The sequence below is a fragment of the Mycobacterium sp. H4Y genome (assembly GCF_000364405.1).
GTDB classification, from domain to species: domain Bacteria; phylum Actinomycetota; class Actinomycetes; order Mycobacteriales; family Mycobacteriaceae; genus Mycobacterium; species Mycobacterium intracellulare.
Map to the genome: position 1 here is coordinate 2,102,719 of NZ_AKIG01000001.1, position 24,942 is coordinate 2,127,660.

1 protein-coding gene (only partly in view) is annotated in these 24,942 nt (G+C 72.1%); it reads right to left on the reverse strand.

Annotation, left to right across the window (positions count from 1 at the left end; all coding sequences use genetic code 11):
- Positions 1–24,942, reverse strand: the 3' portion of a protein-coding gene (locus W7U_RS09440) for a non-ribosomal peptide synthetase (protein ID WP_036428930.1). Its footprint extends 6,321 nt past the window's final position; 24,942 of the gene's 31,263 nt are visible here — the last part of the coding sequence; its start codon lies beyond the right edge, outside the window; the stop codon is at positions 1–3.

Sequence of the window (24,942 nt, forward strand, 5' to 3'; positions counted from 1 at the left end):
TCACTGCGATCGCCGCGAGTGTGAGGTGGCTCGCATCGTCGCGCGCAGAAGGTCGCGCAGTTGCTCGCCGTACCTCGCGACACTTTCGGCGGTCAGCATGTCGTGGTGCGTGCAGTCGATCGCGTGCACCGCGATGTCGCCGGACGCGTAGGGCGCCCACGATCGGGACAGCCGCGCGCCGCGATCGCCGTCGTCGCGGGCCGCGGAAAACACGGTGATCTCCCCCTCGAAGCGCCCCGGCTCGTGGCGGCGATAGAGCTCGATGTTGTCGTTGAGGTTGCTCAGCAGTTGCGCGACGAGTGGTTTGCTGCGCGGCCGGCGTTCGTCGGCGTGTCCGTCTTGTTCGCCGGGGCCGATGTTGTTGGCCCGCAACACTTCTTCGAGCACCCGCTGCTCGCCCTGGGCGTGCTCGCCCACGGCCACGCCGCCGTCGAGGCCGGGTTGGGCGTCGAGGAGGATCAGGCGCCCGATCTCGCACCCGCGCCGCTGCAGCTCGATGGCGACCTCGTGGGCCACGACCCCACCGAACGACCAGCCCAGCAGGTTGTAGGGCCCGTCGGGATAGGCGTGCTGGATCCGGTCGGCATAGGTCTGCGCCATCGCCCGGATGGACCGCGGGCCGCCGTCGCCGTTGCGCGGGACCTGCTGGATCCCGATGATCGGGCAGTCGAGGTGGTTTCCGAGCACCTGATACGGCCAGCTCACCCCGCCGGCGGGATGCACGCAGAACAGCGGGACACCGCCGGCCCCCTGCTTGAGGGTCTGCACCGGAACCACCTCGTGCGCGTCCGTCGTGGGCGTGCGCAGTCGCTGACCCAACCCGGCGACCGTGGGCGCGTCGAACAAAGTGCGCACCGGGAGATCGGCGCCCAGCCCGGTGTTGATCGCCGCGATGAGGCGCATCGCGGAAATGCTGTCGCCGCCCAGGTCGAAGAACGAGTCGTCGACCCCGACCCGCTCGACGCCGAGCACGCGCACGAAGGCCGCGGCCAGCGCCTCCTCGAGCGCGTTCGACGGGGCCCGGTACCCGCTGCCGGTGTACTGCACCGCCGGCAGCGCGCGGGTGTCGAGTTTGCCGTTGGGCGTCAGCGGCAGCGCGTCGAGCCCGACCACGGCCGCCGGCACCATGTAGCCCGGCAGCCGTTGTGCCAGCGCGGTGCGCGCCTCGCCCGGGTCGGCGGTTCCGGTGATGTAGCCCACCAGGCGTAAGGCGGCGGGGCGGTCCTCGCGGGCGATCACCACCGCCTGGTCGACGTCATCCAGCGCGGCCAGCGCGGTCTGGACTTCGCCGAGTTCGATGCGGTAGCCGCGGATCTTGACCTGCTCGTCGGCGCGGCCCAGGTACTGCAGCTGCCCGTCGGCCTGCCAGCACACCAGGTCCCCGGTGCGGTACATGCGCTCGCCCGGCTCGCCGAACGGGCACGCCACGAACCGCGACGCGGTCAGCCCGGACCGGCCGACGTATCCCGCGGCCACCCCGTCGCCGGCGACGTACAGCTCCCCCACGACGCCCGCGGCGACGGGACGCAGCCACGCGTCGAGCACGAACAGCGCCGCGCCGTCCACCGGCGAACCGATCGGCGGCGTCCCGGATCCCGCCTGCAGTGGCGCGCTGATCGCCACGCACATCGTCGTCTCGGTCGGGCCATAGGCGTTGACCATCACCCGGCCCGGCGCCCACCGGTCCACCACCTCGGGCGGGCAGGCCTCCCCGGCCATGACCAGCGACACCGATTCCAGCCCTTCGTGGGACAGCATCGCCACCGCGGACGGGGTCTGGGTCAGCACGCTGACCCGCTCGGCGGCCAGCAGGTCGTGGAAGTCCCGCGGCGAGCGCGCCACCGACTCGGGCACGACCACCAGCCGCCCGCCGCGCAGCAGCGCGCCGAAGATCTCCCACACCGAGACGTCGAACGCGTACGAGTGGCTTTGCGTCCACACGCCGGCTCGCGGCAGGCCCGCATCCAGCGGCTCCAGCAGCTGCGTCACGTTGCGATGAGTGATCGCAACGCCTTTGGGAACGCCGGTGGTGCCCGAGGTGTAGATGATGTAGGCGACGCCGTCGGGCGGGGGCGCCGGCAACGGCGTGCCCGCCGCGGTGTCGGTCGGTGCGTCCTCGATGTCGATGACGGTGACGTCGCACCCGTCCAGCCGCGAGCGCAGGCCCGTGGTGGTGACGGCCGCGACCGGCGCGGAATCCTCGAGCATGAATCTGATCCGGGTGGCGGGGGCCGCCGGGTCGATCGGCAGGTAGGCCGCGCCGGTCTTGAGCACCGCCAGGATCGCGACGATCGCCTGCGGCGAGCGCGAAAACAGCAGGGCCACAGCCTGTCCCGGGCCCGCGCCGTGGCCGGTCAGCAGGTGCGCCAGCCGGTTGGCGGCGTCGTCGAGTTCGCGGTACGTCATCGACAGGTCGCCCCAGCTGACCGCCACCGCGTCCGGCGTCCCGGCGACGTGCGCGTCGAACAACGCCGGAATCGACGGGAATTCGAGCGGCGCGCGGGCCAGGACCGTCCGGTTGCCGACCTCGTCGAGGCGCGCGTGTTCGGACGCGTCGAGCAGGTCCACCGACGAGAGCGGCCGGCCCGGGTCGGCGGTCATCGCGACCAGCACCCGCTCGAACCGCTCGCCCAGCGCGCCGATGGTGTGCGCGTCGAAGACGGAGGCGTCGTATTCGACCCGAAGGCCCAGTTGTTCGCCGGACAGCGCGGCCTGCATCGTCAACGGGTAGTGGTTGCGCTCGAACATGTTGACGTCGGTGATGCCCAGCTCGTGGTCGACGGCCATCGCCGAGGTGTCGAGCGGGTAGTTCTCGTAGGCGAACAGGGTGTCGAACAGCTTGTCCTGACCGGTGATTCGGTGGATCTCGCTCAGCGCCAGGTGCTGGTGGTCGAGGGTCTCGGTGTGCGCGCCTTGCAGCTGGGCCAGCAGGTCGGCCGCGGTGGTCGCCGCCGTGATGCGCGCGCGCACCGGGATGGTGTTGATCATCAGGCCCACCATCGCGTCGGCGCCGGGGACGTCGGCGGGCCGGCCCGAGACGGTGGTGCCGAAGGCGACGTCGTGCTGGCCGGTCAGCCACGCCAGTAGCTGCGCCCACGCAGCGTGCAGCACGGTGCTGACGGTGGTGTGGCTGGAGCGGGCCAGCTCGCCGAGCGCGGCCGTGATCCCCGCGGGGAGCGCGAACGACTGGACGCCCCGGGCGCCCGGCTCCGGCTGGTGCGGCGGGCCGACCAGCGTCGGGGTGTCGAAGCCGTCGAACACCCCGGCCCAGGCCGCGCGTGCGGCGTCGAGGTCGCGTTCGGCCAGCCAGGCCACGAACCTGCGGTAGGGCGGGGGCGCGGGGAGGCGCTGGCCGGTGTAGCAGGCGAACGTCTCGTTCAACAGGATCGGGACCGACCAACCGTCGAGCACGATGTGATGAATGGTGAGCACCAGCCGATGCCGGTCCTGCCCGGTGCGGATCAGCACCGCCCGCACGGCGGGCTCGTCGGCCAGGTCGTAGACGGCTTCGCGTTCGGCCGCGCACAGGCGTTGGATCTGCTCCTCGGGTTCGGACCCGTTGGCCGCGACCTCGAGGTAGCGCCAGGCCATCGCCGGGTCGGCGGGGATGATCTGCACCGGCTCGTCGAACCGGTCGCTGAACCGGGCGACGAGGTGCGGGTGCCGGGTGATCACCGCGTGCATCGCGTCGCGCAGCCGGTCGCGGTCGATCGGACCGGCGAGGCTGAGGTCCAGCTGGACCACGTAGAGGTGGTCGTCGGAGCCCCGCGTGGTGGTGGCGTGGAACAGCAGCCCCTCCTGCAACGGGGTCAGCGGCAGGACATCGGCGACCCGGTGGGTCCGCTCGAGCTGGTCGATCTGCGGCTGGTTCAGCCGGGCCGGCGCGATGTCCGACGGGGTCAGTCCGCCGCCGCCGTCGCGCACGTGCGCGCAGATGCCGGCCAGCGCCTGGAACCACAGCGTGCTCAGCCGGGCCACCTGCTCGCGGTCGAGCGCCGAGGGCGCCCACGTCCAGGTCGCGTGCAGCTGGGGGCCGTCCTCGGTGTCCATGGTGCCGGCGTTGAGGTCCACGGTGTGCATCAGCGGCATGGGCACCGCGGTGCTGGCGGCGGTGGCCGCCGAGCCGTCCCGGCTGATCCGCCACAGCTCATCGGAAAGTTCGGCGGCCGCCCCGCCCAGCCGGCCGAGGTAGTTGAACCCGATCGTCGGGTCGGGGCCGTCCAGGTCGACCTCGTCGTTCAGGTAGCGCAGCAACCCGTAGGTCAGCGGGTCGGGCAGGGCGCGCAGCTGCTCCTTGGCGTCTTTGAGCAGCGCGCCCAGGATCGGCGCGCCGGCCACGACGTCCGCCCAGGACAGGCCGCCGACGTTGAGGGCCACCGGGTATTTGGTAGTGAACCAGCCCACGGTGCGGGACAGGTCCACGCCGGCGGCCAGCTCCTCGTCGCGGCCGTGGCCCTCGACGTCGATGCCGATCGGGGCGCCCGCGTTGCCCAGGAATTCCGCCCAGGCCAGGGCGAACCCGACCAGCAGGATGTCGTTGATCCCGGCGTGGAAGGCGGCGGGCGCCTCGCCGAGCAGCGTGCGGGTGGTCTCGACGTCCAGCCGCACCGATAGGTTCTCGGCGGTCTCGTAGGTGTCCAGGCCGGGACGCACGGCCGGCAGCGCGGGCGGGGTCGCCGCGACCCGACGCCAGGCGTCGGCCCGCTCGGTCACCGCGGGCGCGTGCGCCTGCTCGGCCAGCAATGACGCCCAGCGGGCGAACGACGTCCCGCCGGTGGGCAGCGCCACGGGCTGCCCGTGGTGGTGCTGGCCCCAGGCGATGTTGAGGTCTTCCAGCAGGACCCGCCAGGACACCCCGTCGACGGCCAGGTGGTGAACGATCAGCACCAGCTGGCCGGTGGGTGCGACCCACAGCGCGCTGAGCATCACCCCGGCGGCCGGGTTCAACCGGGACCGCGCCTCGACGACCGCCACGTCGGTCAGTTCGTCCACCGAGAGCACGCGGTGCGCGGCGTCCACCGAGCCCGGCTCGGGCACCTGCAGCGACCACTCGCCGGCGTCGTCGTCCGAATGGCGGTCCACCCGCAGGCGCAGCATGGCGTGCCGGTCCAGCAGGGCCTGCAACACGGTCACCACGTCGGCCTCGGTGACCCCGGCGGGGGCCTGCAGCACCATCGTCTGGTTGAACTGGTCGACCGGACCGCCCGCACTTTCCACCCCGCGCAGCCAGCGGATGATCGGGGTGGCGGTGATCGCCCCGGTGCCCTCGTCGACCACGCCGTCCTCGCCGTCGGCCGCGACGGCCACCCGGGCCAGCCGGGCCACGGTTTGCTCGGTGAAGATGTCGCGGGTCCGCACCGCCAGGCCCGCGGCCCGGGCCCGGGTCACCACCTGCATCGAGGAAATGCTGTCCCCGCCCAGGTCGAAGAACGAATCGTCGGCCCCGACCCGCTCGACGCCCAGGACCTGGGCATAGATGCCGGCCAGGGTCTCCTCGACCGGGGTCTGAGGGGCGCGATAGCGATCGGCGTCGGTGTATTCCGGTGACGGCAGGGCCCGCGCGTCGAGCTTGCCGTTGGGGGTCAGCGGCAGCGCGTCGAGCGCCACGACCGCCGCCGGGACCATGTAGGCCGGGAGGCGATCGCCCAGCCGGGCGCGCAGCTCGGCCGGGTCCGCTGCGCCGGTGACGTAGCCGACCAAACGCTTATCGCCGGGACGGTCCTCGCGCGCGATGACGACGGCCTGGTCCACCCCGTCGAGGGCGGCCAGCGCCGAACGCACCTCGCCGAGTTCGATGCGGTAGCCGCGGACCTTGACCTGGTCGTCGGCGCGGCCCAGGTACTGCAGCTGCCCGTCGGAGCCCCAGCACACCAGGTCACCGGTCCGGTACATGCGCGATCCGGGCGCCCCGAACGGGCACGCCACGAACCGCGACGCGGTCAGGCCGGACCGCTTCCAGTAGCCGCACGCCACGCCGGCGCCGGCCACATACAGTTCGCCGACGACGCCTTGCGGCACCGGCCGCAGCGACTCGTCCAGCACGAACAGCCCCGCGCCGGGCACCGGCGATCCGATGGGCACGACGCTCGATCCGGCCTTGAGTGGCGCGCTGACCGCCGCGTACACCGTCGCCTCGGTGGGGCCGTAGGCGTTGATCATCGCCCGTCCCGGCGCCCAGGCGTCCACCAGCTCCGTCGGGCAGGCCTCCCCCGCGACCACCAGGGTGGCCGACTCCAGCCCCTCGGGCGACAGGACATCCGCCGCCGACGGGGTCTGGCTGATGACGCTGACCTTTTCGTCGACCAGCAGCGCGTGGAAGTCGTCCGGCGACCGGACCACGGAGTCGGGCACGACGACAAGCCGCCCGCCCCGCAGCAGGGCGCCGAAGATCTCCCAGACCGAGACGTCGAAGGCCAGCGAATGCCACTGCGACCACACGCCCTCGCGCGGCAGGCCCGAGTCCTGGGCTGCCAGCAGCTGGGCGACGTTCCGGTGGCTCACCGCAACGCCTTTGGGCACCCCGGTGGTGCCCGAGGTGTAGATCAGGTAGGCGATGTCGTCCGCGTCCGGCGCCGGCAGCGCCGTGGCCGGCTGGGCGTCGATCGCGGGGTCGTTCACGTCGAGGACGACGACGTGATGCCCGCGCAGCCGCGCGGCGAGCTCGCCGGTGCTGAGCGCGGCCATCGGGGCGGCGTCGGAGAGCATGAACCCGATCCGCTCGGCCGGCAGCCCCGGGTCGATCGGCAGGTACGCGGCGCCGGACTTGAGCACCGCGAGGATCGCGACGATCGCGTCGGCCGACCGGCCGAACAGCAGGGCCACCCGCTCGCCGGGACCCACGCCGAAGCCGGCGAGCCGGTGCGCGAGGCGGTTGGCGGCCTCGTCGAGCTCGCGGTAGGTCCACGAGCGGCCCTCGAAGCTCAGGGCCACCGCGTCGGGGGTGCGCGCCGCCTGCGCGGCGAACAGCGCCGGGATCGAGCCGTCATCGGTCGCCGGTGCGGTGAGCACGGCACGGTTGCCCAGGGCGTCCAGCCGGGCGTGCTCGGCCGCGTCGAGCAGGTCCACCGACGACATCGGGCGGGTGGGGTCGGCGGTCATCGCCGTCAGGACGCGCTCCAGCCGCCGGATCAGCGCCCGGATGCTGTCCGCGTCGAACACGTCGGTGCGGAACTCGACCCGCCCGCCGATCCCGGCGGGCTCGTCGCCGTCGGTCCAGCGTTCGGCCAGCGAGAACACCAGGTCCATGCGGGCCACCTGGGTGTCCAGCGGGATCGAGGTGACCCGCACGTCGCCCAGGGCCAGCCCGGCCCCGGGGTCGCGGTCCTGGCCGGCGAAGTTCTGCCAGGCCAGCATCACCTGCACGAGCGGGTGATGGCTCAGGCTCCGCGCCGGGTTGACCCGCTCGACCAGCACCTCGAAGGGCACGTCTTGGTGCTCGAACGCCTCGAGGCTGCGGGCGCGCACCCGGGCGAGCAGGTCGGTGAAGGAGGGATCGCCGGCCAGGTCGACCCGCAGCACCAGGGTGTTGACGAAGAAGCCGACCAGCTCGTCGAGGGCGGGGTCGCGCCGCCCGGCGATCGGGAAGCCCACCGCCACGTCGGTGCTGGCGCTGATCTTCGACAGCAGCACCGCCAGGGCGGCCTGCACCACCATGAAGCTGGTCGAGTTGTACTCGCGGGCCAGCCCGGCGACCTGCTGCTGCAGGTCCGCCGGCCAGTCGACCTCGACGGCCGCGCCGCGCTGATCGGCGATCTGCGGGTAGGGCCGGTCGGTGGGCAGCTGAAGCCGCTCGGGCATGCCGGCCAACGCCTCCTGCCAGTAGGCGAGCTGCTCGGCGATGCGGCTGCCGCTGTCGGCCAGCTCGCCGAACTGGTCGCGCTGCCACAGGGTGTAGTCGACGTATTGCACCGGCAGCGGCTCCCAGTCGGGGGCCCGCCCGGCGGACCGGCTGGCGTACGCCATGCCCAGGTCGCGCACCAGCGGTCGCAGCGACCAGCCGTCCGCGGCGATGTGGTGGACCACGGCGACCAGCACGTGTTCGTCCTCGGCGACGCGGAAAAGCGAAGCGCGCAGCGGGATTTGGGTCGCCAGGTCGAAGGTTTCGGCGGCGGCGATGTCGATGGCCTCGCGCAGCCGGCCGGCCGACCACCCGCGGGCGTCGACCATCCGCCAGCTCAGCTCGGCCCGCTCGGCGGGGAGCACCACCTGCTGGGGTGTTCCCTGCGGCGCGGCGAACACCGTCCGCAGGCTCTCGTGGCGGGCCACCACGTCGGCCAGCGCGGCGCCGAGCGCGTGCGCGTCGAGCCGCCCGTGCATCCGCAGCGCCGCGGCCATGTTGTAGACGGGGGACGGTCCCTGCAGCTGGTCGAGGAACCACAGCCGGCTCTGGGCGAACGACAGCGGGATCACCGCCGGCCGGGCGCCCGCCACCAGCGGGTCCAGCCGGCCCGTGTCCTCCCCGATGCGTGGCGCCAACTCGGCGACGGTAGGCGCCTCGAAGATGACGCGCACCGGAACGCCGGTGTCCATGGCGCTGTTGATCGCCGCGATGACGCGCATCGCCGAGATGCTGTCGCCGCCGAGGTCGAAGAAGGAGTCGTCGACCCCGACCCGCTCGACGCCGAGCACGTGGGCGTAGATGCCGGCCAGGATCTCCTCGGTGGGGGTGGTCGGCGAGCGATACCCGGCGGCGGAGTATTCGGGCGCCGGCAGGGCGCGGGTGTCGAGCTTGCCGTTGACGGTCATGGGCAGCGCGTCGAGCGCCACCACCGCCACCGGAACCATGTAGGCCGGCAACCGCTCGGCCAGCTCGGCGCGGGCGCCGGCCGGGTCGGCGGGTCCGGTGATGTAGCCGACGAGGCGCTTGTCACCGGGGCGGTCCTCGCGGGCGACGACGACGGCCTGGTCCACCCCGTCGAGCGCGGCCAGCGCCGAGCGCACCTCGCCGACCTCGATGCGGTAGCCGCGGATCTTGACCTGCTCGTCGGCGCGGCCCAGGTACTGCAGTTGGCCGTCCGTGCCCCAGCGCACCAGGTCACCGGTCCGGTACATGCGGGAACCCGGCTCGCCGAACGGGCACGCTACGAACCGCGACGCGGTCAGCCCGGACCGCTTCCAGTAGCCGTAGCCCACGCCGCGCCCGGCCACGTACAGCTCGCCGACCACGCCGGCCGGTACCTGGCGCAGCCACCCGTCGAGCACGAACAACCCGGCCCCGGGGACCGGCGAGCCGATCGGGGGCGCACCCGAACCCGCGCTCAACGGCGTGCTCGTCGAGGAGAAGATCGTGGCCTCGGTCGGGCCGTAGACGTTGACCATCACCCGCCCGGGCGCCCAGCGGTCCACCAGTTCCGGCGGGCAGGGCTCCGCGCCGATCACCAGCGCCGCGGCATCCAGTCCCTGCGGCGAGAGCATCCGCACCGCCGACGGGGTTTGGCTCAAGACGGTGACCTTCTCGGCGACCAGCAGGGCGTGGAAGTCCATCGGCGAGCGGGCCACCGAATCGGGGACCACGACGAGGCGCCCGCCGTGCAGCAGCGCACCCCAGATCTCCCACACCGAGAAGTCGAAGGCATACGAATGGAACTGCGTCCACACCTGGTCGGCCGACAACTCGACGCCGACGGCCTGCGCGTCGAACAGCCGGGTCACGTTGTGGTGGCTCACCGCAACGCCTTTGGGCACGCCGGTGGTGCCGGAGGTGTAGATGATGTGGGCGACGTGTTCGGGTGCCGGCGCCGGCAGCGCCGTGGCGGGCTGGCGGGCCACGGCGCAGTCGTGGATGTCGATGACCATCAGGTGGTGGGCGTCGAGCTTGTCGGCGAGCGCGGCGACGGTGAGTGCGGCCATGGGCGCGGTGTCGCCGAGCATGAACTCGATGCGGGCCGCCGGCAGGGCCGGGTCGATCGGCAGGTAGGCCGCGCCGGTCTTCAGCACCGCCAGGATGGCCACGATCGCGTCGGCCGACTTTCCGAACAGCAGCGCCACGGACTCGCCGGGGCCCACCCCGCGGTCAATCAGCAAGTGCGCCAACCGGTTCGAGCCCTCGTCGAGCTCGCGGTAGGTCATGGACCGGCCCTCGTAGGTCACCGCCGGCGCGTGCGGGGTGCGCGCCGCCTGGGCGGTGAACAACTCCGGGATGGACGCCGGCGTGCCGGGCTGGGTCAGGATGGCCCGGTCGCCCCACGCGTCCAGCCGGTCGTGTTCGGCGGGCTCGAGCAGGTCGATCGACGACAGCCGCCGCGCGGGGTCGGCGGTCATGACGGCCAGCACCCGCCGCAATCGTTCGATCAGCGTCGCGATCCGTGCCGCGTCGAAAACGTCTGTGTCGTATTCGACTTGGAGGCGCATCTCGCGACCGGGCTGGGCCTGCACCGTCAGCGGGTAGTGGGTGGATTCGCGGCTGCTGATGTCCGTGACGGCGAGTTCGTGGTTGCCCGACAGCGCGCTGGCGTCGATCGGGTAGTTCTCGTAGGCGAACAGGGTGTCGAACAGCGCGTCCTGCCCGGTAATGCGGTGAATCTCGTTGAGCGCCAGGTGCTGGTGGTCGAGCGTGTGGTTGTACGCGCCCTGCAGCTGGTCGAGCAGGTCGGCGGTGGTGGTGGCGGCGGTGATGTTCGCCCGCACCGGCACGGTGTTGATCAGCAGGCCCACCATGGTGTCCGCGCCGGCGATTTCGGCGGGACGGCCCGACACCGTGGTGCCGAACACGACATCGCGTTGGCCGGTCAGCCCGCACAGCAGTTGCGCGTAGGCGGCCTGCAGCACGGTGTTGACGGTGGTGTGGCACGAACGCGCCAGGTCGGCGACGGCCTGGGTGAGGTCGGCGGGCAGCGCGAATGATTCGACGCTTTGCCGGCCGAGCTCCGTCCGGTCCTGGGGCCCGACCAGGGTGGGAGTGTCGAAGCCGGCGAACACCTCGCCCCAGGCCGCCCGGGCGGCGTCGAGGTCGCGGTCGGCCAGCCAGCTGACGAAGCTTCGGTAGGGCGCCGCCGCCGGCAGCCGCTGCCCGTAGTAGGCGGCGAAGATCTCGCCGAGCAGGATCGGCATCGACCAGCCGTCGAGCACGATGTGGTGGTTGGTCAGCACCAGCCGGTAGCGCTCGGATGCGGTGCGTACCAACGCCACCCGGAACCCGGGCTGCTCGGCGAGGTCGCCGCAGACGGCCGCGCGTTCGGCGGCGCACAGGCGCTCGATCGCGTCGGTGTCGGTGCCATCCAGCTCGAGGTACCGCCAGGCCGGCGCGGGGTCGGCCGGGATGATCTGGACCGGCTCGTCGTACCGGTCGCAGAAGCGGGCCACCAGGTTCGGATGCCGGCTCACGACAGTGTGCACGGCGTCGCGCAGGCGGTTCGGGTCGAGCGGGCCGGCGATGCTGATGTTCAGCTGTCCCGCGTACAGGTCGTCGGTCGCCGGCGCGGTGTTGGCGTGGAATAGCAGACCCTGCTGAACCGGGGTCAACGCCAGCACGTCGGCGATACGGTGTTGGCGCGCAAGCTGATCGAGCTGCTGCTGGCTCAGCCGCGCGGGCGCGATGTCCGACGGCGTCAATCCGCCGCCGCCGGAGCGCACGTGGGCGCAGATGCCGGCGAGCGCCGCGAACCACAACCGGCCCAGCCGGGCGACCTGTTCGTCGTCGAGCGCCGACGGCGCCCAGGTCCAGTTGGCGTGCAGGCGTGGGCCGTCCGCGGAGTCGACGGTGGCCGCGTTGAGTTCGAGGGTGTGCATCAATGGCATGGCTGTCGACGCGGCGGCGCGGGTGACCGACCAGCCGTCCGGCACGGGCCGCCACATGTCGGCGGTGAGCTCACCCGCACCGCCCTGGCGCCCCAGGTAGTTGAACCCGATCGGCGGTTCGGGGCCGTCGAGGTCGATCTCGGGGTTGAGGTAGCGCAGCAGCCCGTAGGTCAGCGGGTCAGGCAGCGCCCGGAGCTGTTCCTTGGCGTCTTTGAGCGCCGCGCCCAGCGCTGTCCCGCCGGTGACGACCTGCCCCCAGGAGACACCGCGCACGCTCAGCGCCGTCGGGTATTTGGTGGTGAACCACCCCACGGTCTGGGACAGGTCGATGTCGCGGCCCAGTTCCTCGTGCCGGCCGTGCCCCTCGACCTCGATGCCGATGGGCGCGCGGCCGCCGCTGAACTCCGCGCACGCCAACGCGAACGCGATCAGCAGGATGTCCTGCACGCCGGCGTGGAACGCCGACGGCACCTCGCCGAGCAGCGCGCCGGTGGTCTCGGGGTCCAGCTCCATGAAGAGGTGTCCGGCCGTGGCGAAGGTGTCCACGTCGGGGCGGACCGCGGGCAGGGCCGGCGGTGTCGCCGCCACCTCGGTCCAGCGCTCCGCCTGATCGACGACGTCGGGGCGGTGCGCATGCTGGGCGAGCCGCGACGACCACCGGGCGAACGAGGTGCCCGCGGCGGGCAACTCGACCGGCCGCCCGCTGTGATGCTGGGCCCAGGCGATGTTCAAGTCCTGCAACAGGATTCGCCACGACACGCCGTCGACGGCGAGGTGATGCACGATCACCACGAGCTGCGCGGTGGCGCCGGCCCACAGCGCGCTGAGCATCACGCCGGCGGCCGGGTTCAGCCGCGACCGCGCCTCGGTGACCGCCGCGTCGGACAGCTCGTCCACCACGTGCAGGCAGTCGGCCGCATCGACCGAGCCCGCCTCGGGCACCGTCAGCGACCAGTCGCCGGACCCCTGGACGCCCGAGCCGTCGACGCGCAGCCGCAGCATGGGGTGGCGATCCAGCAGCGCCTGCAGCATGGTCACCACGTCGGCCTCGGTCACCCCGGCAGGCGCCTGCACCAGCGTGGCCTGGTTGAACTGATCGACCTGTCCGCCAACGCTTTCCACGTCTTGCAGCCAGCGGATGATCGGGGTCGCGGCCACGGGTCCGACGCCCTCGTCGAGGACGGCGGCGTCGGCCTCGACCACCTCGGCCACGCGGGCCAGCCGCGCCACGGTCTGCTCGACGAAGATGTCGCGGGTCTTGCACACCAGGCCGGCGGCGCGCGCCCGCGTCACCACCTGCATCGACGAAATGCTGTCCCCGCCAAGGTCGAAGAACGAGTCGTCGACGCCGACCCGCTCGAGCCCGAGCACCTGGGCGTAGATGCCGGCCAGGATCTCTTCGACGGCGTTGTCGGGGGCGCGGTATTGGTCGGCGTCGGAGTATTCCGGCGCGGGCAGCGCGCGGGTGTCCAGCTTGCCGTTGGGGGTCAGCGGCAGCGCCTGCATGACGACCACGGCGGCCGGAATCATGTAGCCCGGCAGCCTTTCGGCCAGCGCGGCGCGGACCGCGGCCGGGTCGGCGGTGCCGGTGACGTAACCGACGAGGCGCTTGTCCCCCGGCCGGTCCTCGCGGGCGACGACGACCGCCTGCTCGACGCCGGCCACCCAGGACAGCGCCGCCCGCACGTCGCCGAGCTCGATGCGGTAGCCGCGGATCTTGACCTGCTCGTCGGCGCGGCCGAGGTAGTCCAGTTGCCCGTCCGCGCGCCAGCGCACCAGGTCGCCGGTGCGGTACATGCGCGATCCGGGCGCGCCGAAGGGGCACGCCACGAACCGCGACGCGGTCAGGGCGGCGCGCTTCCAGTAGCCGCAGGCCACGCCGGCGCCGGCGACATACAGCTCTCCGACGACGCCGGGCGGCACGGGTCGCAGCCATTCGTCGAGCACGAACGACGCCCCGTTGGGCACCGGGGAGCCGATCGGCACTGGCCCTACAGCGCCCGTTCCGCCCTGCAGCGGCGCACTGATCGCGGCGTAGACCGTGGCTTCGGTCGGCCCGTAGGCGTTGATCATCACCCGGCCGGGCGCCCAGCGGTCCACGAGTTCGGCCGGGCAGGCCTCACCCGCGACCACCAGCGCGACCGACTCCAGGCCCGCGGGCGAGAGCGCGCCCGCCGCCGACGGGGTCTGGCTGAGCACGCTGACCCGCTCGGCCACCAGCAGCGCGTGCAGGTCTTCCGGTGAGCGCGCGACGGATTCGGGCACCACGACCAGTCGGCCGCCGTGCAACAGGGCACCGAAGATCTCCCAGACCGACACGTCGAAGGCCAGCGAATGCCATTGCGACCACACGCCGGTGCGCGGCAACCCGGAGTCTTTCGAGGCCAGCAGCTGGGTGACGTTGCGGTGCGTGACCGCAACGCCTTTGGGAACGCCTGTGGTGCCCGAGGTGTAGATCAGGTAGGCGAGGTGGTCGGGCCCCGGCGCCGGCAACGCGGTCGCGGGCCGGTCTTCGAGCTCGGGATCGTCGACGGCGATGACCGTGACGTCGTGGCCCTCGAGCCGGTCGGCGAGCCCGGGACTGGTGAGCGTGGCGATCGGGGCGGCGTCGGAGAGCATGAAGCCGATCCGCTCGGCCGGCAGCGCCGGATCGATCGGCAGGTAGGCCGCCCCGGTCTTCAGCACGGCAAGGATGGCGACGATCGCCTCGGCCGAGCGCGAAAACAGCAGCGCCACAGCCTGTCCCGGGCCCGCACCGCGGGCGGCGAGCAGGTGCGCGAGCCGGTTCGACGCCTCGTCGAGCTCGCGGTAGGTCATCGAGTGGCCGTCGCATACCACCGCGGCGGTGTCCGGGGTGCGCGCCGCCTGGGCGGCGAACAGCGCCGGGATCGACTCGGTCTCGGCGGCCGGTCCGGTCAGCGCCGCGCGGTTGCCGAGGGAGTCCAGTCGGGCGTGTTCGGCGTCGTCGAGCAGGTCCACCGCCGACAACGCCTGCGCGGGGTCGGCGGTCATCGCGAGCAGCACGCGCTGCAACCGGCCGATGAGTGCCGCGATGCTGTCCGCGTCGAAGACGTCGGTGCGGAATTCCACGGTGCCGCCGATTCCGGCGGGTTCACCCGCATCGCTCCAGCGCTCGCCCATCGAGAACGTCAAATCCATTCGGGCGGTGTGGGTGTCGACCGGGATGGGCGTGACGTCGACATCGCCGAGGGCCAGCCCCGCGGCGGGCCCGCCCTCCTGCCCGGCGAAGTTCTGCCAGGCCAGCATCACCTGCACCAGCGGGTGATGGCTCAGGCTGCGGGCGGGATTGAGCCGCTCGACCAGCACCTCGAAGGGCACGTCCTGGTGCTCGTAGGCGGCCAGGCTGCGGTGGCGCACCTGGGACAGCAGCTCGGCGAAGGTGGGATCGCCGCCCAGATTTTCCAGATCGACCCGCAATACGAGTGTGTTGACGAAGAACCCGACCAGCTCGTCGAGCGCGGGGTCGCGGCGGCCGGCGATCGGGAAACCCACCGCCACATCGGAACTCGCGCTGATCTTCGACAGCAGCACCATCAGGGCGGTCTGGACCACCATGAAGCTGGTGGCGTTGTGTCGGCGCGCCACGTCGGCGACCCGCTGTTGCAGCTCGGCCGACCAGTCGATCTCCACCGTGGCGCCGCGCTGGTCGGCCACCAGCGGGTAGGGCCGGTCGGTGGGCAGCGGCAGCCGCTCCGGCATTCCGGCCAGGGCCTCTTCCCAGTACGCCAGTTGGGCGGCGATGCGGCTGTCGCCGTCGTCGAGATCGCCGAACTGCGCACGCTGCCACAGCGTGTAGTCGACGTATTGCACCGACAGCGGCGACCAGTCGGGGCCGCGCCCGTCGCACCTGGCGGCATACGCCACGCCCAGGTCACGCACCAGCGGGGCGAGGGACATGCCGTCGGCGGCGATGTGGTGCACGACGGCGACCAGCACGTGCCGGTCGTTGCGGATGCGGAAAAGCTCTGCCCGCAAGGGGATTTGGGCCGACAGGTCGAAGGTGTAGCGGGCGGTGGCGCCGATCGCCTCGTCCAGCTGGTCCGCCGACCAGGTGCCGGCGTCGACGACCTCCCACCCGAAGTCTGCCTTGTCGGCGGGGATCACCACCTGCTGCGGTAGTCCCTCGGGCGCGACGAACACCGTGCGCAGGCTCTCGTGACGGACCACCACGTCGCCCAGTGCCGCACCCAGGGCGTCCGCATCGAGCGGCCCGTCCAGCCGCAGCGCCGCCGCCATGTTGTACACCGGTGAGGGCCCTTGCAATTGGTCCAGGAACCACAATCGGTTCTGCGCGAACGACAACGGGATGACCGCCGGCCGCTCGGCGGCCGTCAACGGCTCCAGCCCGCTGCCGCCCTCACCGATCCGGGGGGCCAGCTGGGCGATGGTGGGCGCCTCGAACACGGCGCGCACCGGGAGGCCGGTGTCGAGGCTGGCGTTGATCGCGGCGACCAGGCGCATCGCGGAGATGCTGTCGCCGCCCAGGTCGAAGAAGGAGTCGTCGACCCCGACCCGCTCGACGCCGAGGACTCCGGCGTAGACGCCGGCCAGGATTTCCTCGGTGGGCGTTTCAGGCGCGCGGTACCGACCGGCCGTGTATTCCGGTGCGGGCAGGGCGCGCGCGTCGAGTTTGCCGTTGGGGGTCAACGGAATCGCGTCGAGCGTCACCACCGCGGCGGGCACCATGAAGGCGGGCAGCCGTACGGCCAGCGCGGCGCGCAGCTGGGTGGGGTCGGCGCTGCCGGTGACGTAGCCGACGAGGCGCTTGTCACCGGGACGGTCTTCGCGCGCGACGACGACTGCCTGTGCGACGCCGTCGAATCCGGCCAGGGCGGACTGGATTTCGCCGAGCTCGATGCGGTAGCCGCGGATCTTGACCTGTTCGTCGGCGCGGCCGAGGCAGAGCAGTTGGCCCACACCGGATCCCGAGCGCTCCCAGCGGACCAGGTCGCCGGTCCGGTACATGCGGGTTCCGGCCCCACCGAAGGGGCAGGCGACGAACCGCGACGCGGTCAGGCCGGGCCGGCCGACATACCCTGCGGCGACACCGGATCCGGCGACGTACAGCTCGCCGACGACGCCGGGCGGCACCGGCCGCAACGCGTCGTCGAGCACGAACAGCGCCGCCCCGGGGACCGGCGAGCCGATGGGAACCGGCCCCGTCCCGGCCGCCAGCGGCGCGCTGATGGTCACGCACATCGTGGTCTCGGTCGGGCCGTAGGCGTTGACCATCACCCGCCCGGGCGCCCACTGGTCGACGACCTCGGCCGGGCAGGCCTCCCCGGCCATCACCAGCGACACGGAGTCCAGTCCCTCCCGCGAGAGCATGGCCACCGCCGACGGGGTCTGGGTCAACACGCTGACCTGCTGGGCGACCAGGACGTCGTGCAGGTCGTGCGGGGACGCCGCCACCGCCTCGGGGACGACCACCAGTCGCCCGCCGCGCAGCAGCGCGCCGAAGATCTCCCACACCGAGACGTCGAACGCCAGCGAGTGACATTGCGACCAGACCCCTGCGGTCGGCAGGCCGGCGTCCAGGGATCCCAGCAGCTGGGTGACGTTGCGGTGAGTGATGGCAACGCCTTTGGGCACACCGGTGGTGCCCGAGGTGTAGATCAGGTAGGCGAGGTGGTCCGGCCCCGGCGCCGGCAGCGCCGTGTCGGGCAGGGTATCGACGCGGGGATCGTTGACGTCGATGATCGTCACGCCGCGACCGTCGAGCCGCTCGGCCAGGTCGGCGGTGGTGACCGCGGCGACCGGTTTCGCGTCGCCGAGCATGAATTCGATGCGCACGTCCGGCGAGGAGGGGTCGATCGGCAGGTAGGCCGCTCCCGTTTTGAGCACGGCCAGGATCGACGCGACGGCCTCGGCCGACCGCGAAAACAGCAGCGCCACAACCCGTCCCGGGCCCGCGCCCGCGGACGCCAGGCGGTGCGCCAACCGGTTGGACGCCTCGTCAAGTTCCCGGTAGGTCACCGACAGGTCGCCGCACACCAGCGCCACGGATTCCGGTGCCCGCGCGGCCTGCGTGGCGAACAGCTCCGGAATCGACGGCGGCGCGTCACCGGCCGGCCGGGTCAAAACCGCGTGGTTGCCAAGCTCTTTCAGGCGGGCATGCTCGGCCTCGTCGAGCAGATCCACCGACGACAGCGGGTGGGCGGGGTCGGCGGTCATCGCGGTCAGGACCCGCTGCAGGCGGCCGATCAGCGCCTCGATGGTCGCGGCGTCGAACACGTCGGTGCGGAATTCCACCCGTCCGCCGATGCCGGCGGCCTCCCCGTGCTCGGTCCACCGTTCGGCCAAAGAGAACACCAGGTCCATGCGGGCCGACTGGTCCTCGACGGGGACGGAGGTCACCTCGAGGTCACCCAGCGCCAGTCCGGCGGCGGGGTCGTCGTGGCCGGCGAAGTTCTGCCAGGCCAGCATCACCTGCACCAGCGGGTGATGGGTCAGGCTCCGGGTGGGGTTGACCCGCTCGACCAGCACCTCGAACGGCACGTCCTGATGTTCGAACGCGGCCAGGCTCTGGGCCTGGACCCGGTCCAGCAGTTCGGCGAAGCTGGGATCGCCGGCCAGGTCGACGCGGAGCACCAGGGTGTTGACGAAGAAGCCCACGAGTTGATCGAGGGCGGGGTCGCGCCGCCCGGCGATCGGGAAGCCCACCGCCACATCGGGACTCGCGCTGACCTTCGACAGCAGCACGGCCAGGGCGGCCTGCACCACCATGAAGCTGGTCGCGTTGTGCTCGCGGGCCACCCGGCGCACCTGCTGCTGCAGCTCTGCCGGCCAGTCGACCACCACGCTGTCGCCGCGCTGATCGGCCACCGCCGGGTAGGGGCGATCGGTGGGCAGCTCGAGCCGCTCGGGCATGCCGGCCAGGGCGCGCTCCCAGTACGCCAGTTGAGCGCCGATGCGGCTCTCGCCGTCGTCGAGGTCGCCGAGTTGGGCGCGCTGCCACAGCGTGTAGTCGATGTACTGCACCGGCAGGTCGGCCCAGTCGGGCGCGCGCCCGGCGGACCGGCTGGTGTAGGCCACGCTCAGGTCGGCGCCCAGCGGCGTCAGCGACATGCCGTCCGCGGCGATGTGGTGTACCGCGATCAGGAGCAGGTGCTCGTCCTCGGTGATGGTGAAAAGCCTGGCCCGAATCGGGATTTCGGCCGCCAGATCGAAGGCGTGGCGCGTTACCGCCTTGACGGCGTCGTCCAGCCGGCTCGCCGGCCACGCGGTGGCATCGACGACCTCCCAGCCGAATTCGGCGCGCTCGGCGGGCACGACCTCCTGCCGGGGCGTGCCTTCGTGCGACGGGAACAGGGTGCGCAAGCTCTCATGACGGCTCACCACGTCGGCCAGCGCGGCGCCGAGCGCGTGCGCGTCGAGCCGCCCGCGCAGCCGCAGGGCCGCCGCCATGTTGTACAGCGGTGAGGGGCCCTGGAATTGGTCGATGAACCACAGCCGGTTCTGCGCGAAGGACAACGGGATGATCGCCGGCCGCTCCCCCGCCACCAGCGGTTCCAGCCGGCCCGAGCTCTCGGCGATGCGGGGCGCGAGCTGGGCGACGGTGGGCGCCTCGAAGACGACGCGCACCGGCAGCTCGGTCTCCAGCGTGGTGTTGATCGCGGTGATCAGGCGCATGGTGGACAGCGAGTCGCCGCCGAGGTCGAAGAACGAGTCGTCGACGCCGACCCGTTCGACGCCGAGGACTCCGGCATAGATGCCGGCCAGGATCTCCTCGATGGCGGTGCTCGGGGCGCGGTATCCGTTGCCGCCCTGGTAGTCCGGGGCGGGCAGGGCGCGGGCGTCGAGCTTGCCGTTGACCGTCATCGGCAGCGCGTCGAGCACCACCACCGCCGCGGGGACCATGTAGGCCGGGAGGGGCTCCGCCACCGCGGCGCGTGCGCGGGCCGGCTCCGCGGTCCCGGTGATGTAACCCACCAGGCGTTTGTCGCCGGGCCGGTCCTCGCGGGCGACGACGACCGCCTGCTCGACCCCGTCGAGCGCGGACAGCGCGGCCTGAATCTCGCCGAGTTCGATGCGGTAGCCGCGGACCTTGACCTGTTCGTCGGCGCGGCCCAGGTAGCGCAGTTGGCCCTCCCCGGATCCGGAGCGGCCCCAGCAGACCAGGTCGCCGGTGCGGTACATGCGGGTGCCGGGTTCGCCGAAGGGGCAGGCCATGAATCGGGACGCGGTCAGCCCGGGGCGCCGCCAATAGCCCACGCCCACACCTTCGCCGGCCAGGTACAGCTCCCCGACCACCCCGGCGGGCACCGGGCGCAACCACTCGTCGAGCACGAAGAACGCCGCCCGCGTCACCGGTGAGCCGATCGGCGGGAATCCCGACCCCGCCGTCAAGGGCGCGCTCTTGCACGCCCACATCGTCGTCTCGGTCGGGCCGTACACGTTGACCATCACCCGACCCGGCGCCCACCGGTCCACCAGCTCCGGCGGGCACGGCTCAGCCCCGATCACCAACGCCGTGCCGTCCAGCCCCTGCGGCGAGAGCATCCCGGCCGCCGAGGGGGTCTGAGTCAGCACCGTGACGCCCTCGCGCACCAGCAGCGCGTGGAACTCCTCCGGTGAGCGGGCCACGGCGCCGGGCACGACGACCAGGCGGCCGCCGTGCAGCAGCGCGCCCCAGATCTCCCACACCGAGAAGTCGAACGCATACGAATGGAACTGGGTCCACACCTGCTCGGCCGACAAGGCGAAACCGAGCCGCAGGTCATCGAACAACTGCGCGACGTTGTGTTGAGTCACCGCAACACCTTTGGGCACACCGGTGGTGCCCGAGGTGTAGATGACGTGGGCCAGATCGGTGGGGGCCGGCGCGGGCGGCGGGGTGCTCGGCTGGGCCGCCAGCGCGGGGTCGGCCACGTCGACGACGATCAGGTCGAAGCCGTCGAACCTGTCGGCCAGGTCGGCGGTGGTGACCGCGGCCATCGGGGCGGCGTCGGTGAGCATGAACTCCACCCGCGCGGCCGGCAGCGCGGGATCGATCGGCAGATACGCCGCCCCGGACTTGAGCACCCCCAGGATCGCCACGATCGCCTCGGCCGACCGCGAAAACAGCAGCGCCACAAACGCACCCGGGCCGGCGCCGCGGTCGACCAGCAGGTGCGCCAACCGGTTGGCGGCCTCGTCGAGCTCGCGATACGTCATCGATCGGTCCCCGAACGTCAGCGCCACCGCGTCCGGGGTGCGCGCCGCCTGCGCGGCGAACAAGCCCGCAACGGTCACCGGCTCCATCCGCTCGGACAGCACCGCCTGGTTGCCCCACTGCGCCAGCCGGGCGTGCTCGGCGGTGTCGAGCAGATCCACCGACGACAGGCGCCGCTGGGGGTCGGCGGTCACCGCGGCCAGCAGCCGCTGCAGCCGGTCGATCATCGCCTCGACGGTGTCCGCGTTGTAGACGTCGGTGCGGTATTCGGCAGTCACGGCGATCCCGGCGCGCTGGCCGGACTCGGTGAAGCGTTCGGCCAGTGAGAACGTCAGGTCCATGCGAGCGGTGTTGGTGTGCAACGGCATTGGTGTGACCCGCAGGTCTCCCAGCGCCAGCCCGGCGGCGGGGGCGGTGACCTCCCCCGGGAAGTTCTCCCAGCCCAGCAGCACCTGAACGAGCGGGTGATGGGCCATGCTGCGGGTGGGGTTGAGCCGCTCCACCAGCAGTTCGAACGGCACGTCCTGGTGCTCGAACGCGGCCAGGCTGCGCCGGCGCACCTGGGCCAGCAGCTCGGCGAAGGTCGGGTCCCCGCCCAGTTCTCCGAGGTCGACCCGCAGCACCAGGGTGTTGACGAAGAAGCCGATCAGGTCGTCGAGGGCGGGTTCGGGACGCCCGGCGATCGGGAAGCCCACGGCCACATCGGTACTGGCGCTGATCTTGGCGAGCAGCGCGGCGAAGGCGGCCTGGATCACCATGAAGCTGGTGGCGTTGTGCTCGCGCGCGACCCGGCGGACCTGTTGCTGTAGCTCGGCCGGCCAGTCCACCGCCAGCCGGGCCCCGCGGTGGTCGGCGACCTGCGGGTAGGGCCGATCGGTGGGCAGCTGCAGGCGTTCGGGCAGCCCGGCCAGCTCGTCCGCCCAGTAATCCAGCTGGGCGGCGATGCGGCTGTCGCGGTCGTCCACGTCCCCGAGATGTGCACGCTGCCAGAGCGTGTAGTCGACGTATTGCACCGCCAGGGGCGCCCAGTCGGGGGCCTGCCCCGCGCAGCGGCTCGCGTAGGCGATTCCGAGGTCGCGCGCGAACGGGGTGATCGACCACCCGTCGGCGGCGATGTGGTGCACCGCGACCACCAGCATGTGTTCGTCGTCGCTGACCGTGAAAAGCTCGGTGTGCAGGGGGCTTTCGTTCGACAGGTCGAAGGTGTACCGGGCGGCCGTCTCCATGCTCCGCCGCAGCCGGTCCTGCGGCCACCCGCGCGCGTCGATGACGTCGCAGGCGAACCCGATGCGCTCGGCGGGAACCACCACCTGCTGCGGGATTCCGTCGGCCGAGGCGAACACCGTGCGCAGGGTTTCGTGGCGGCCCACGACGTCGGCCAGTGCCGCGGCCAGCGCGTCGACGTCGAGGTGTCCGCGCAGCCGCAGCGCCACGGTGATGTTGTACATCGGCGAGGCGCCCTGGAACTGGTCGATGAACCACAGCCGGGTCTGCGCGAAGGACAGCGGGATCACCGCCGGGCGCTCCCCCGCGACCAGCGGGTCGGGACGGTCGGCGTCCCCGCTGCTGAGAAGGGCCAACTCGGCGACGGTGGGCGCCTCGAACACGGCCCGCACCCCGAGGTCGGAATTGAAACTGGTGTTGACCGCCGCGATCAGGCGCATCGCCGACAGCGAATCCCCACCCAGGTCGAAGAACGAGTCGTCGACACCCACCCGTTCCAGGCCGAGCACCTGGGCGTAGATGCCGACCAGGATCTCCTCGACGGCGGTGGCCGGGGCGCGGTACCGATCGGCGTCCTGGTAGTCCGGGGCGGGCAGGGCCTTGCGGTCGAGCTTGCCCGAGCTCGTCATCGGGAATTCTTCCAGCGCCACAATGTGTGTCGGCACCATGTAGTCGGGCAGCCAGGCACTCAACCGCTCGCGCACCTCGCCGACCTTGGTGTTGGTCCGGGGGTCGTTGGCGTGGATGGTGCGCCGCCGGGCCCCGTCGGGCGCCAGGTAGAGATCCGTCAGCGCCGGGACGGCCCGGTCGCCAGAGGCGATGAAAACCGCACTGAGAGTACCGGGTTGGGCGCCCCAGGTGACGGCGACGCCATATCCGGCGCGCTCACCGAGGCGGTGCAACTCTTCGGCGACGGTGGCGTCGGGACCGGGGTCGGCCTGGGCCAGCGCGTCGGGCAGGGGCAATCCCTGCGCCAGCGCGGCCTCGACACCGACGTCGGTGATCAGTCCGGCGCGCGGGATGTCGGTGATGCGGACGGCGGCGGGACGCTGCGACGTCAGGGTCTCGCGCAGCCCGCGCAGCCCGTCGCACTGCGCCCACGTCAGCGTCGGCTCGTCGGCCACCGAGCGTACGGCCGCGGGAGCCTTGTGGATGGCGACGTCGTAGCGGTGCCGGTTGAGTTCGTTGTCGGCCATTCCACGTTTGACGCGGATGTCGACCCCGACGGCTTCCGGGCGCGAGCGCGCCCAGGAGGTGAAAAACTCCGGCGCCAAAAGCAATTCGGTCTCGCCGAGCATGGCGTGGCGGACACGCTGGCGGATCTCGGCCGCGTCGGCGGCGTCGCCGCGGGCCAGCGCGATCGCGGTCTGGAACGCGCCCTGCAGGGTGTGGTTGCGGATGTCACCGATGAAGACCGCTCCGCCGGGCGCCAACAGCTCCATGGCCTTGTCGATGACCTCGACCAGATATCCCGCGTTGGGGAAGTACTGGACGACCGAGTTGAGAATGATGGTGTCGAAGTGGCCCTGCGGCAGCCCGTCGGTGACGTGGGCGGGTTGGGTCAGCAGCTCGACGCGGTCGCGCCACGGCAGCTGCAGCCGCTCCATCGCGCGCGCCAGGTTGTCGATCGCGACGGCCGAGAAGTCGGTGGCGACATAGTGGTCGCAGTGCGGGGCGATCTGTGAGAGCAGCAACCCCGAGCCCGCGCCGATCTCCAGCACCCGCCGGGGCCGCAGGGACATGATGCGATCGACTGTGGCGGAACGCCATTCGGCCATCTCTTCGAGCGGGATCGGTTCGCCGGTGTAGCTGCTGTTCCACCCGCGGAAATCCTCGCCGAAGTTTGCCGCGAGGTCGGCGCCGTACAGGTCGTCGTAGAGGTGCTGCCACTCCTGGACGTCTTCGGCGTCCTGCTGCAGATCCCGGTCGGTGGTGGCGTTGTGATCGAGCGTCACGTAGGCGACCAGGTGCGAGCCGGTCGCGGTGTCCGCGACGGTGACGGCGGCCTGGGTCACCTGCGGGCAGGCCAGCAGGGTGTTTTCGATTTCGCCCAGTTCGATGCGCTGTCCGCGCAGTTTGATCTGGTTGTCAGCACGGCCCAGGTAATCCAGGGTCCCGTCGGACATCCAGCGCACCAGGTCGCCGGTGCGATACATCCTTGTTCCCGGCGCGCCAAAGGGGTTGGCGACGAACCGTTCTGCGGTCAACTCCACCCGGCCCAGATAGCCGTGCCCCAGGGCCGGCCCGCTCAGGTACAGCTCGCCCACCACGCCTACCGGGACGGGGTTCAGCCACGCGTCGAGCACGCGCGCGCACACGCCGGAGATCGGGGCGCCGATGCGAACGGGTTCGCCCGCCGACAGCCGCGCGCAGGTGACCCAGATGGTGGTCTCGCTCGGGCCGTAACCGTTGAACATCTGGCGGCCCGGCGCCCAGGCGTCCACCAGTTCGGGCAGGCAGGCCTCCCCGACGGCGACCAGCGTGTCCAGGCGATCCAGCCGGGCGCGGTCCAGCGTCGAGATCACGGTGGGCGTCAGGATGGCCGCGCTGACCCGCTGGTCGTGCAGCAAGGCGGTCAGCGCCTCACCGGCATACACCTGCGGCGGCGCCACCACCAGGGCGGCGCCAGATCCCGCCGCCAGCAACAGTTCTCCGACCGAGGCGTCGAAGGTCGGCGAGGCGACCATCAGCACCCGCGCGTCCGGGCCCAGACCGAACAGCTCGCGCTGGGCGGCGGCCCAGCCCAGCATGCCGCTGTGGCCCACCGCGACGCCCTTGGGGACGCCGGTCGAACCCGACGTGAAGAT